The organism is Albimonas marina, from assembly GCF_029223255.1.
GTDB lineage: Bacteria > Pseudomonadota > Alphaproteobacteria > Rhodobacterales > Rhodobacteraceae > Albimonas.
Genome location: NZ_JARHUC010000002.1, coordinates 672,125 through 684,511, shown reverse-complemented (window position 1 = coordinate 684,511; position 12,387 = coordinate 672,125). Strand labels below are relative to the sequence as shown.

The 12,387-nt window shown below is 71.4% G+C and carries 7 protein-coding genes; 3 read left to right on the top strand and 4 right to left on the bottom strand.

From position 1 onward, the window contains the following. Nucleotides 1-338 precede the first annotated feature (338 nt). The 4 genes from P2H44_RS06885 to P2H44_RS06870 all read right to left on the bottom strand — a co-directional run bounded on the left by P2H44_RS06885 (nt 339) and on the right by P2H44_RS06870 (nt 6,093). Entirely contained in the window at nt 339-1,466 is a 1,128-nt protein-coding gene (locus P2H44_RS06885) for a CaiB/BaiF CoA transferase family protein (protein WP_275762731.1), read from the bottom strand. Nucleotide 1,467: 1 nt separating this feature from the next. Then, a complete protein-coding gene (locus P2H44_RS06880; RefSeq protein WP_275762730.1) occupies nt 1,468-2,634 on the bottom strand; it encodes an acyl-CoA dehydrogenase family protein in 1,167 nt (388 codons plus the stop codon). 103 nt (nt 2,635-2,737) lie between these two features. Next, nucleotides 2,738-4,879 carry a 3-hydroxyacyl-CoA dehydrogenase NAD-binding domain-containing protein gene (locus P2H44_RS06875; protein ID WP_275762729.1) on the bottom strand — a complete coding sequence of 714 codons (2,142 nt, stop codon included), beginning with the start codon at nt 4,877-4,879 and terminating at the stop codon, nt 2,738-2,740. Between the two features lie 5 nt (nt 4,880-4,884). Then, nucleotides 4,885-6,093, bottom strand: coding sequence for an acetyl-CoA C-acetyltransferase (locus tag P2H44_RS06870; RefSeq protein WP_275762728.1), 1,209 nt, complete (start codon nt 6,091-6,093; stop codon nt 4,885-4,887). 690 nt (nt 6,094-6,783) lie between these two features. Here P2H44_RS06870 and P2H44_RS06865 point away from each other — a divergent pair. The 3 genes from P2H44_RS06865 (at nt 6,784) to P2H44_RS06855 (ending at nt 12,172) form a co-directional block, all read left to right on the top strand. Then, complete coding sequence (locus P2H44_RS06865; protein ID WP_275762727.1) at nt 6,784-8,331, top strand: acyl-CoA synthetase; 1,548 nt, start codon at nt 6,784-6,786, stop codon at nt 8,329-8,331. After that, nucleotides 8,331-9,116 (top strand): SDR family NAD(P)-dependent oxidoreductase, encoded by a 786-nt coding sequence (locus P2H44_RS06860; RefSeq protein WP_275762726.1) that lies wholly within the window; start codon nt 8,331-8,333, stop codon nt 9,114-9,116. Before P2H44_RS06865 ends, P2H44_RS06860 begins: the two co-directional genes overlap by 1 nt. A 641-nt stretch (nt 9,117-9,757) precedes the next feature. Then, the gene (locus P2H44_RS06855) at nt 9,758-12,172 is read left to right on the top strand and encodes a mechanosensitive ion channel domain-containing protein (RefSeq protein ID WP_275762725.1); all 2,415 of its coding nucleotides are present in this window, start codon (nt 9,758-9,760) and stop codon (nt 12,170-12,172) included. Nucleotides 12,173-12,387 lie beyond the last annotated feature (215 nt).

Here is a 12,387-nt window from a genome sequence, read left to right as displayed (position 1 = left end):
CCCCGGATGTAAACCGCCCCGGCGGAATTCGGTTCCACGCGGTCCCCGGATCCGGCCTCCCGCGCGCCGGTCTGCGCCTGCCGCAGGCGGAAATAGCCCCTCGCGTTCAGGGGCATGAGCGGGGGCGCGGCGGGGGGCGGCTCCTGCGTCGACTCGTCGTGGGGGTTCAGGGCGGGCAGGGGGCGGAGACGCGCAATCCGCGCCGAGCGGGGCGCCGGACAAGCGAAAAGGCCGCGGCGGACCGCGGCCTTTCCGAGCGTGGCCTGAGACCCCCGCCGCCGCCCGCGCCGGGGCGCGGAGCGGCGGAGGCGCGCGCCCGGGGGCGCGCGCCGAAAGGGTCAGGAGAGGGCGCCGGCGGACTTGAGGCGCGCGAGCTCCTCGGCGGAGACGCCGGCGGCGGCCAGGGCCGCCTCGGTGTCCGCGCCCATCGGGCGGGCCGGGCGGGGCGTCGCGGCCGGGGTGCGGCCGAAGCGCGGGGCGGGGACCGGCATGGTCTGGCCGCCGACCTCGACGTAGGCGTTGCGCGCCAGGTTGTGGGGGTGGCTCTCGGCCTCCTGCGGGGTCAGCACCGGCGCCACGCAGCTGTCGCCGCCGGCGTAGATCGCCTCCCACTCGTCGCGGGTCTTGGTCTTGAAATGGGCCTCGTAGGCCGCGCGACGCTTCTCCCACAGGGACTTGTCGTCCTGGGTGTCGTTGTCGGCGGGGTCGAGGCCGGCCTTCTCGATCATCTCGCGATGGAACTGGGGTTCGATCGAGCCCACCGAGATGTACTTGCCGTCCTTGGTCTCGTAGCAGCGGTAGTAGGGCGCGCCGCCGTCGAGCATGTTGCTCTCCCGCTCCGGGCCCCAGCGGCCGGCGGCCATCAGGTTGCGGAAGATGCCGGTCATCGCCGCCACGCCGTCGATCATGGCGACGTCGACCACCTGGCCCTTGCCGGACTTCGAGCGCTCCCACAGCGCCGAGAGGACGCCGAAGATCAGGAACATGGTGCCGCCGCCGTAGTCGGCGACGAGGTTGAGGGGCGGGGTCGGCTCCTGGCCCTTCTTGCCCATCATGCCCAGCGCGCCGGTGAGCGACAGGTAGTTGAGGTCATGGCCGGCCATCTGGCTCCACGGCCCGTCCTGGCCCCAGCCGGTCATGCGGCCGAAGACGAGGCCGGGGTTCTTCTCGAGGCACACGTCCGGACCCAGGCCCATCCGCTCCATCACGCCGGGCCGGAAGCCCTCGATCAGGGCGTCGGCGGAGGCGATCAGGGCCAGCGCCGCCTCGACGCCCTCGGGCGTCTTGAGGTTGAGGGCCACCGACTTCTTGTTGCGGTTGTTGACGTCGGCGGGGCGCTCGCCCCCCGACTTGCGGTCGATGACGATGACCTCGGCCCCGAGGTCGGCCATCAGCTGGCCGGCGAGCGGGCACGGGCCGATGCCGGCCATCTCGATCAGCTTCAGTCCTTCGAGCGGTCCGGCCATGTCAGTGGTTCCTCTTGCGGTCGTCGAGACCCAGGCCGCGGCCGATGATCTCCTTCATGATCTCGGACGAGCCCGCGTAGATGCGGCTGACGCGGGCGTCCACGTACTGCTTGGCGATCTCGTACTCGTCCATGTAGCCGGCGCCGCCGTGGAGCTGGACGCACTCGTCCACCACCTCGCCCTGCGTCTCCGAGGCGAAGAGCTTGATCTCGGCCGCGAGCTCCGAGGTCAGCTTGCCCGCCACATGCTGGGTCGCGCAGTGGTCGAGCAGGGCCCAGGTGGCGTCGAGCCGGGTGCGCAGGTGGGCCATCTTGAAGCGCGAGTTCTGGAACAGGCCGATGGGCTTGCCGAACGCCGTCCGCTCCTTGATGTACTGCAGCGTGATCTGGAAGGACCGCTCGGCCGCCGAAAGGCTGCCGACGGCGGAGATGATCCGCTCCTCGGCGAGGTTGTTCATCATCACCTTGAAGCCGCCGGTCGGGTCGCCCAGCACGTTCTCCTTGGGGACCTTCACGTTGTCGAAGAAGAGCTCCGAGGTGTCCTGCCCGGGCTGGCCCATCTTGCGCAGCTTCTTGCCGCGCTGGAAGCCGGGGGTGTCGGCGGGGACCAGGAACAGGCCCACGGCGTGGGTCTTGTCGGGGTCGGTCTTGGCCGCGACCACGATCAGCTCGGCGATCTGGCCGTTGGAGATGTAGGTCTTCTGGCCGTTGATGACCCAGTGGTCGCCCTTGTCCTCGGCCTTGGTCTTCATGCCGGCGAGGTCGGAACCGGTGCCCGGCTCGGTCAGCGCGATGGCCAGCGGCGTCTCGCCCGAGACGCAGCCGGGCATGAAGCGGTCGCGCTGGTCGTCGGTGCCGAACTTGTGCAGGTAGGGGCCCACGACGCGGTTGTGGAGCGAGGCGGCGAAGCCCGAGCCCGCGCCCGCCATCGCCATCTCCTCGATCAGGATCATGTCGTAGCGGAAGTCGTCGATGCCCGCGCCGCCGTATTTCTCGTCGGCGTACATGCACAGGAAGCCCTGGGCGCCGGCGGATTTCCACAGCTCCTTCGAGACCTTGCCGGTCTCGCGGAAGGTGTCGACATGGGGCGTGATCTCGGCCGCGACCCACTTGCGGACGGAGTCGCGGAACATCTCGTGGTCTTGTTCGTAAAGCGTGCGGGCGATCATTCGGGGGTCCTCCCAACGGGGGGGCGCCTTGCGGGGGCGCTCTGACGGGACCGGCCCCCGCGCCCGGTGGGCGGGGGGCCGGAAGGGTGGTTCGGGGTCGCGGTCAGGCGGCCTTGGCCGTCGTCTCGCGCAGCTTGTCGTAGGCCTCGGGGCGCACGCGGAAGCGCTCGCCCCAGGCGTCGGCCAGTTCCTCGGCCCGCCTGGCGAAGGCGTCGACGCCCACGCCGCGGATGAACTGCAGGGCGCCGCCGGTCCAGGCCGGGAAGCCGATGGCCATGATCGAGCCGATGTTGGCCTCATGCTCCGAGCGCAGGACGCCCTCGTCGAGGCAGCGCAGGGTCTCGATGGCCTGACGGTAGAGCATCCGGTCCTGGGCCTCGTCCATGGTCACGCCGCCGTTGCCGGTCATGAACTGGCTGAGGCCGGACCACAGCGTGCGCCCCTCGGGGCCGTAGTCGTAGAAGCCGCCGCCGTAGTGGCGACCGCCGCGGCCGAGCGCGACCATCTTGGGGGCGATGGCGGCGGAGGCCTCGTTCTTCACCGGGAAGCCGTCCTTGACGCCGAGGCGCTCGTCGAGCTTGCGGTGGGTCTCGCGGACCCGCTCGCTGAGCACCATCGAGACCTCGTCCTGCACCTGCAGGGGGCCGACGGGCATGCCGATCTTCCAGGCGGCCCGCTCGATCATCTGCGGGGCCATGCCGTCGATCAGCAGCGCCATGCCCTCGTTCATGAAGGTGCCGAAGACGCGGGAGGTGAAGAAGCCGCGGCTGTCGTTGACCACGATCGGCGTCTTGCCGATCTGCTGAACGTAGTCATAGGCCTTGGCGAGCGTCTCGTCCGAGGTCTTTTCGCCGAGGATCAGCTCGACCACCGCCATCTTGTCAACGGGCGAGAAGAAGTGGATGCCGATGAACCGGCTCGGGTCCGGGGCGGCCTCGGCCAGGATCGAGATGGGCAGGGTCGAGGTGTTGGAGCCGTAGATGCCCCCCTCGGACAACTTGGGGAAGGTCGCGGGGATGACCTTCTCCTTGAGGTCGATGTCCTCGAAGACCGCTTCCACGATGATGTCCACGCCGTCGTAGTCGTCCGCATCCGTGGGGCGGATGTTGGCGAGCAGGGCGTCGGCCTTGGCGTCGTCCATCCGGCCCTTGGCCTTGGCGCCCTCGACGAGCTTCGCCGAGTAGGCCTTGCCCTTCTCAGCGTTGGCGAGGTCGGTGTCCTTCAGCGCGGTGGGCAGGCCGCGGGCGGCGTGGGCGTTGGCGATGCCGGCGCCCATCATGCCGGCGCCCAGCACCGCCGAGGATCCGGCCTTCCACTTCTCGGCCTTGGGACGGAACTTGCCGCCCTTGATGGCCTGGTTCCCGAAGAAGAAGGTGGTGATGGCGGCCTTCGCCTCGGTCGAGACCACGAGGCGCAGGAACTGGCGGCTCTCGTTGCGCAGCGCGCTGTCGAAGCCCATGCGCATCGAGTTCACGGCCACGTCCAGGATCCGCTCGGGCGCGGGCATCAGGCCGCGGGTCTTCTTGATGAGAAGCGTCGGGGCGACGGCTGCGACCTGACGGACCTTAGGCGAGTTGGCGTCGCCGCCGGGGAAGCGGAAGCCCTTCTGGTCCCAGGGCTGCTGCCACGCGTCCGGGTTCGCCTTGATCCAGGCCTTGGCTGCGGGGACCAGCTCCTCCTGCGTGGCGACGATCTCGTCGACCATGCCGAGCGCGAGGGCCTTGCGCGGGGCGTGGGGCTTGCCCTCCATCACCACGGGCAGGGCCTTCTCGAGGCCCAGGAGCGCGGTCGTGCGCACCACGCCGCCGGCGCCCGGCAGCAGGCCCAGCGTGACCTCGGGCAGGCCGGTGATGGCGGCGGGGCTGTCGAGGATGATGCGGCGGTTGCAGGCGAGGCAGATCTCGTAGCCGCCGCCGAGCGCCGCGCCGTTGATCGCGGCGACGACGGGGACGGGCAGCTTCTCGATCCGCCGCAGCATGCCTTTGTTCTTCTCGAGATCGTCGAGATAGGCCTGGTCGACCTCGGTGGTGGCGAGCAGGCCGTTGAGGTCGCCGCCGGCGAAGAAGGTCTTCTTCGCGGAGGCGATGACGACGCCGGTCAGGCCCTGCTCGGCGTAGAGGCGGTCGATGATCGCGGTCATGCCGGACTTGTAGGCGGGCGTCATCGTGTTCGCGCCCTGGCCCTGCATGTCCATGGTCACCACGACGATGCCGTCGGCGTCTTTCTCGTAGCGGAAGTCTTCCATGATCCTCAGACCCTCTCGATGATCGAGGCGATGCCCATGCCGCCGCCCACGCACATGCAGATCAGCGCGCGCTTGAGGTTCCGGCGCTCCAGCTCGTCGAGCATGGTGCCGACCAGGCAGCCGCCGGTCGCGCCCAGCGGGTGGCCCATGGCGATGGCGCCGCCGACGACGTTTAGCTTCTCCTCCGGCACGTCGAGGTCGCGCTGCAGGCGCAGGGCGACGGAGGCGAAGGCCTCGTTGATCTCCACGAGATCGATGTCGTCGATGGTGAGGCCCGCTTTCGCCAGCGCCTTCTTGGAGGCCGGGCCGGGGCCGGTGAGCATGATCGTCGGCTCGCAGGCGGTCAGCGCGATGGCGAGGACGCGGCCGCGCGGCGTGAGGTTCAGGTCCTTGCCGACCTGCTCGTTGCCCACCATCACCAGCGAGGCGCCGTCGACGATGCCCGAGCTGTTGCCCGGCGTGTGCACGTGGTCGATGCGCTCGACATGGGGATACTTGGCCAGCGCGATGGTGTCGTAGCCCATGGCGCCGGGGCCGGCGAAGGAGGGCTTGAGCCCGCCCAGCGCCTGCATGTCGGTGTTGGGCTTGATGAAGTCGTCGCGCTGCAGGATCACCAGCCCGCTCTCGTCCTTCACCGGGACGACGGAGCGGTCGAACCAGCCGGCGTCGCGGGCGGCCGCGGCCTTCTGCTGGGAGCGCATGGCGAAGGCGTCGACGTCGTCGCGGCTGAAGCCCTCGAGCGTGGCGATCAGGTCGGCGCCGATGCCCTGGGGGACGAAGCCGGTCTGGATGTTTGTGGCGGGGTCGCCGGCCATCGGGCCGCCGGAGGCGCCCATCGGAACGCGCGACATGGATTCGTAGCCGCCGGCGCAGACCAGGTCCTCCCACCCCGAGGCGACCTTGGCGGCGGCGGTGTTGAACGTGTCGAGGCCCGAGGCGCAGAAGCGGTTCACCTGGGCGCCGGGCACGGTCTCGTCCCAGCCGGCCTTCTGGAGCGCGATCTTGGGCAGGACCGAGCCCTGCTCCATCACCGGCTCCACGCAGCCCAGCATCACGTCGTCGACGCGGGCGGTGTCGAGGTCGTGGCGGGACTGCATCTCGTCGAGCAGGGTGCAGACGAGGTCGATCGGTTTGACCTCGTTCAGCGAGCCGTCCGCCTTGCCCTTGGATCGGGGCGTGCGGATGGCGTCGTAGATGTAGGCGGCTTCGGCCATGGGGCGTCTCCTCCGGGTCCGCGGCGGCGACCCCCTCTGGCCGGGCGCCGACGGCCGCGCGTCGCGCGGGAGAGTGCCGTTCGCCGAGGGAGGGGGTCAAGCCTGTTAATCGGTCAGTGAATGCGGGCATGGCGCCGCAGAGCGGAACAAGCGTTCCGCAACCTCACCCTAACCGACCGACAGGCAAGGGGATCGTCCGAAGCGACGAGACGTGGCGTCGGGCGCGAGCGCGGCGCCGGGCCGCTCGCCCTGCGGGCGTGACGCGGCGCAACAGGCCCGCGACGGGGGCGCGGAGCGGCGATGCGCCTGCGGAACAAGGTTTTTTCGGGAGACGACCGGGCCCCTCTTGACCCAAGGGCGGCCGGCGTCTCCGCCGTCCGCCCCTGGGGACCGTCCACCGGATCGGGCCGGCTTTGGTTGGCGCTTCCTCCCGGCGCAGCGTCTGCGCGCCGTCGCCATTGGTTCGCCGACCCGTTGGAGCGTGCTGTCGCTCTCCCGGGGCGGCCGCGGTCACCGTATGCGGCGGGCGGTCGCAGCGCAAGCGCGCTTTGCATTCCGGGCGGGGGCGCGTTAATGGCATGATTAACACCGACTCCCGCAGGCCCGCTCCCGCGCCGGCCCGCAGGGGACGAGGAGACGAAGCCGGGCGCGCGGCCGTGGCCGCCGACCGGACGATCCAGGGAGGATTGGATGAAGCACCCGTCGCATCACGCGCAGACCACGCCCGACAAGCTCGCCTACGTGATGGCCGGCACGGGGGAGGGGCTGACCTACGCGCAGCTCGACGCCGTGTCGAACCGCGGCGCGCAGGCGCTGCGCGCCCTGGGCGTGCAGAAGGGCCAGGGCGTCGCGATCCTGATGGAGAACCGGTTGGAGTTCATGGAGATCCTGTGGGCCTGCCACCGGGCCGGGATCGTCTACACCGCCGTCTCGCGCTACCTCACGCCCGAGGAGGCCGGCTACATCATCCAGGACTGCGGGGCGAAGGTCTTCCTCACCTCCGAGAAATACGCCGAGCGGGCGGCCGAGTTCGCGGCCCAGACCCTGCCGGGCACGAAGCTGATGATGGTGGGCGGGACCGCCGAGGGCTACGACAGCTGGGAGGCGCTGGTCGCGGCCCAGCCCGCAGAGCCGGTCGCGGACGGCTGCGCGGGCACCGACATGCTTTATTCGTCGGGCACCACGGGCCGGCCCAAGGGCATCTCCAAGGCCTGGGTCGAGGAGCCGATCGAGCACATCAACCCGTTCCTGTCGCTGCTGATCGAGGGCAAGTGCGGGGCGAACGCGGACTCGGTCTACCTCTCGCCCGCGCCGCTCTACCACGCGGCCCCGCTGCGCTTCTGCCTGACCATGGCGAACCTGGGCGCGACCTGCGTGATCATGGAGCGCTTCGACCCCGAGGCTTATCTCGAGGCGGTGCAGAAATACGGCGTCACCCACTCGCAGCTCGTGCCCACGATGTTCGTGCGGATGCTGAAGCTGCCCGAGGAGGTGCGGCTGAGCTACGACGTCTCGACCATCCGCACGGCGGTGCATGCCGCCGCCCCGTGCCCGCGCGAGATCAAGCAGCGGATGATCGACTGGTGGGGCCCGGTGCTGGTGGAATACTACGCCGGCACCGAGGGCAACGGCGCCACCTTCACCGACAGCCACGAGTGGCTGAAGCACCCCGGCACCGTGGGCCGGCCCATCGTCGGCTCGATCTACATCGCGGGCCCCGACGGGGAGGAGCTGCCCCAGGGCCAGACCGGCGCGGTCTATTTCAACACCGGCATCGACTTCGTCTACTACGGCGACCCGGAGAAGACCGCGAAGTCCTTCCTCAAGCCCGGCGTCGGCACGCTGGGGGACGTGGGCTACCTGGACGAGGACGGCTATCTCTACCTGACCGACCGGGCCTCCTACACGATCATCTCGGGCGGGGTGAACATCTACCCGCAGGAGACCGAGGACCTGCTGATCACCCATGAGAAGGTCGCCGACGCGGCCGTGTTCGGCGTGCCGGACGAGGAGATGGGCGAGGCGGTGAAGGCGGTGGTGCAGCTGCTGAACCCGGCCGAGGCCTCGGACGAGCTGGCCGCCGAGCTGATCGCGTGGACCAAGAAGCATCTCAGCCACGTGAAGGCGCCCAAGTCGATCGACTTCCGCGCCGAGCTGCCGCGCACCGCGACGGGCAAGCTGATGAAGCGGCATCTCAAGGACGAATACTGGGCGAACGCGAAGGCGGGGGCGGCGTGATGGCTGTGAAGAATCCTTTCGATCTGACGGGCCGCGTGGCGGTTGTCACCGGCGGCAACGGCGGCATCGGCCTCGGCATGGCCGAGGGGCTGGCCACGATGGGCGCCAAGGTCGCCATCTGGGCGCGCAACGAGGAGAAGAACGCCAAGGCGCTGGCGCGCCTCGCGGATGCGCCGGGCGAGTGCATGGCGCTGGCGGTCGATGTGAACGACCAGGGCGCGGTGGACGCGGCGATGGCGCAGACGCTGGAGAAGTTCGGGCGGGTGGACGGCATGTTCGCCAACGCCGGGATCTCGGCGCGCAAGGTCTCGATCCTGGAGCGGACCGAGGAGGACTGGCGCAAGGTGCTCGAGGCCAACGTGCTGGGCGTGCACCGCTGCTTCAAGGCGGCCGCGACCCACATGGTCGAGCGCGCCAAGGGCGGCGACGCCTTCGGGCGGCTGGTGGTCACCTCCTCGACCTCGACGATCTTCGGCGCGGCGACGTCGGAGCCCTACGGGGCCTCGAAGGGCGCGGTGCTCTCGATGATGCGGGCGCTGGCGGTGGAGCTGGCGCGCTTCGGGATCACCTCGAACGCGATCCTGCCGGGGTGGACCGAGTCCGAGATGACCGCCCCCGCCTTCGCCAACGAGAAGTTCGTGAAGGCGACGATGGCCCGGACCCCGATCCGGCGCTACTGCACGCCCGAGGATTTCTCGAACCTCGCGGTCTACCTGATGACGAACGGCGCCTCGGCGCACACCGGCGACTGCCTGCGCATCGACGGCGGCTACTCGGTCTTCTGATCCGGGCCTTTCCGCAGCCGGGCGCCGCGTCGGACGCGGCGCCCGGACGGACCGCTCCGCCCGCGGCGCATCGCGGGCGGGGCGCAGGGGGCCGGAGCGGCCGGCGCCGCGCCGGAGGCGGGCCTGTCCCATGCCGCGGGAGACGGGGGGGCCGGGCGCCGACCCGAGCCGTGCGCCGCGGGCGGAGCGGTCGGTCCAGGCGCGACGGTCGACGCGGCGCCTCCCGCCCGCGGGCGACGCCCGGCCTCGCCCACCCGGACGCAGACCGGCGGCCGGGCGGCGGGCGTCCGGGAGCTTCCCTTCAGGCGATGACGTGGCCGCGCGGCGCCAGGGTTGCGCGGGGTCCTTCGGGCGAGGACGTCTCGGCGTCTCTCGGCGTCTCTCGACCTCCCCGGTCGTGCGATTGGGGCGTCGACGGAGCCCCGGCGTGGGCGGTCGTCGTCGGCGAGGGGGGGGTGACCCAGAGGAAGCCGCCCGGGGGTGACAACGCCGCCGCAGGCGCTAGGTTCGCCGGAGCCCCGCCGGCGCCGGCGGGGCCTGACCTGAAGAGACTGCCGGAGGCGTCCTTGCCGCCCATGCCCCCCCTCGCGACCCGACCGTCCCGCCCGTCCTCCGCCGCGGTCCCGTCCGCGGCGCTTTCGTTGCGACGGCTGGCCCCGATCCTCCTGCTGGCGATGCTGACGCTCGCCGCGGCCGTCGCGCCGGGCGGGCCGGCCTGGGGGCAGGGGCTGTCGGGGGCGGCGGAGGCGGCCTCGGGCGGCGGTACGGGAGACGGCTCCGGGGATGGCTCGGGGGAGGGCGAGGTTTCGGCCGCCGACCTGCCCACGGCGGCGCTGCTCGAAGTGCTCAAGAACGCCGACGCCCGCGACCGGCTGATCCAGGCGCTGGAGCAGGCGCAGGCGGACGGCGGCCAGGCGAAGGAAGACGAGGGGGGCGGCGACGCCGCGGCCTCCGGCGAGGCGGCCAGGGCGGGCTCGGGCGGCGTCGACGCCGGCGAGCCGGGGATCGGCGCGCAGATCGCGCAGACCACCCAGGCCTGGGTCAACGCGCTCGCGGGTTGGGTGACGGAGACCTGGACCCAGATCTCCCAGGCGCCGGAGCGGCTGTTCGACCTGCGCGGGGCGATGGAGCCGGGCGTGCTGCTGGCCATGCTCGAGGAGCTGGGCCTGACCATCCTGGGGACCTACGCGGTCTATGTCCTGCTGCGGCTGGGCGCGCGCAGCCTGCGCGGGCGCATCGGGCGCAAGGGCGAGGACGGCGGGCCGCTTCAGAAGCTGTGGATGGGCCTGCTGATGGCGCTGCTCGACGCGGCGACGGTGCTGGCGGCCTGGGCGGCGGGCTATGCGATCGCCGCCTTCCTGCTGGATCCGCCGGGCTCGGTGGCGCTGCGCCAGACGCTTTACCTCAACGCCTTCGTGGCGGTGGAGATCGCGCGCAACGTGATCCGGCTGCTGCTGCGGCCCGAGACGGGGGCGCTGCGGCTGATCCCGATGCCGGACGCGGGGGCGCGGTATCTCTCCTCCCGCCTGATCCTGGCGGCGGCGATCCTGGGCTACGGGCAGCTGCTGGTCTCGCCGCTGGTGGCGCAGAACGCGGGCTGGCGCGCGGGCCAGGCGGTGGGCGTGGCGACGGGGCTGCTGGTGGTGGTGATCGGGCTGATCGCCACCCTGCGCCATCGCCGGGCGGTGGCCGACTGGCTGACGCCCCACGACGCCGAGAGCCGCAAGGTCTTCGCGGCGCTGGCGCGCCTGTGGCACGTGCCGGTGCTGCTCTACCTGGGCGCGCTCTTCGTGATCGTGCTGACCCGGCCCGGCAACGTGTTGTGGCCGGTGCTCGAGGCATCGGGCAACATCCTGCTGGTGATCGTGCTGGGCATGATGATCAACGGCTTCCTCGCCGCACGGATGCGCGAGGGGGTGCATCTGCCCGAGACGCTGCGCGCCAAGCTTCCGCTGCTGGAGCACCGGCTGAACGCCTTCGTGCCCAAGCTGCTGCTGGCGGTGCGGGTGATCGTGGTGCTCGCCGTGCTGGGCGTGGCGCTGGAGCAGGCGGGGATCTTCGACACCGAGGGGTGGCTGTCGAGCGACCTGGGTCTGCGGCTGACCGGCGCCGCGGTCAGCGTGGCGCTGATCCTGCTGGGGGCGTTCCTGGTCTGGCTCGCCTTCTCGGCCTGGGTCGACTGGCGGCTGAGCCATGACGTGGGCCGGATCCCGACCCCGCGCGAGACCACGCTGCTGACGCTGCTGCGCAACGCGGCCACCATCGCGCTGGCGGTGATCACCCTGATGTTCGCGCTGAGCGAGCTGGGCATCGACATCGCGCCGCTGATCGCCTCGGCCGGCGTCCTGGGCCTGGCCATCGGCTTCGGCGCGCAGAAGCTGGTGCAGGACGTGATCACGGGCGTGTTCATCCAGCTCGAGAACGCGATGAACGTGGGCGACGTGGTCACCGTGGGCGGCATCACCGGGGGCGTCGAGAAGCTGACCGTGCGCTCGGTCTCGATCCGCGACCTGAACGGGACCTATCACCTGATGCCGTTCAGCTCGGTCGACGCGGTGTCGAACTTCACCCGTGACTTCGCCTACTGCGTGATGGACGCGGGCATCGCCTATCGCGAGGACATCGACGAGGCCAAGCAGGGCGTGCTGGACGCCTTCGCCGCGGTGAAGGCGGACGAGACCCAGGGCGCCGCCCTGCTGGGCGACGTCGAGTGGTTCGGCGTGCAGGCGCTGGGCGACAGCGCCGTGGTGCTGCGGGCGCGGGCGAAGACCAAGCCGGGCTCCCAGTGGGGCTTCGGGCGCGCGTGGAACGAGCAGATCAAGAAGATCTTCGACGAGCGCGGCATCGAGATCCCGTTCCCCCACCAGACGATCTACTTCGGCGAGCTCAAGGACGGCTCGGCCCCGCCGGTCCACCTGGTGCGCGACGACGAGGCCGAGGTGGTCGAGGGCACGGCGACGCCGGCCGAGGAGAGCAAGGCCGCGGGCGAGGAGCCCGGGGCCCCGCGCACCGACAAGGTCGTGAATCGCGACATGCCCGACGAGGACGAGGTTTGAGGCCTGCGCCCGCCGCGGGGGCGCCGCGGCGGGCCGCGCGCCCGGTCGAGGCCGCGCGCCCGCGGCGCGGGGCCGGCGGGGCGCCTCCGGGCGCCGTTTCTTGGGGGCGCCGGGGAGAGAGCCCGGCGCCCTGCGCCGACGAGGCGGGGCGCGGTCGGGGGCGGATCCTCCGGACGGCATGAGAGGCGGGGGTCCGAAGCGATCCCGGGCGCGGG

Bases quoted from the DNA above. Each gene is read 5' to 3' on its own strand.
- P2H44_RS06885 (WP_275762731.1), bottom strand. From the start codon at position 1,466: ATGGCCGGACCGCTCGAAGGACTGAAGCTGATCGAGATGGCCGGCATC.
- P2H44_RS06880 (WP_275762730.1), bottom strand. From the start codon at position 2,634: ATGATCGCCCGCACGCTTTACGAACAAGACCACGAGATGTTCCGCGAC.
- P2H44_RS06875 (WP_275762729.1), bottom strand. From the start codon at position 4,879: ATGGAAGACTTCCGCTACGAGAAAGACGCCGACGGCATCGTCGTGGTG.
- P2H44_RS06870 (WP_275762728.1), bottom strand. From the start codon at position 6,093: ATGGCCGAAGCCGCCTACATCTACGACGCCATCCGCACGCCCCGATCC.
- P2H44_RS06865 (WP_275762727.1), top strand. From the start codon at position 6,784: ATGAAGCACCCGTCGCATCACGCGCAGACCACGCCCGACAAGCTCGCC.
- P2H44_RS06860 (WP_275762726.1), top strand. From the start codon at position 8,331: ATGGCTGTGAAGAATCCTTTCGATCTGACGGGCCGCGTGGCGGTTGTC.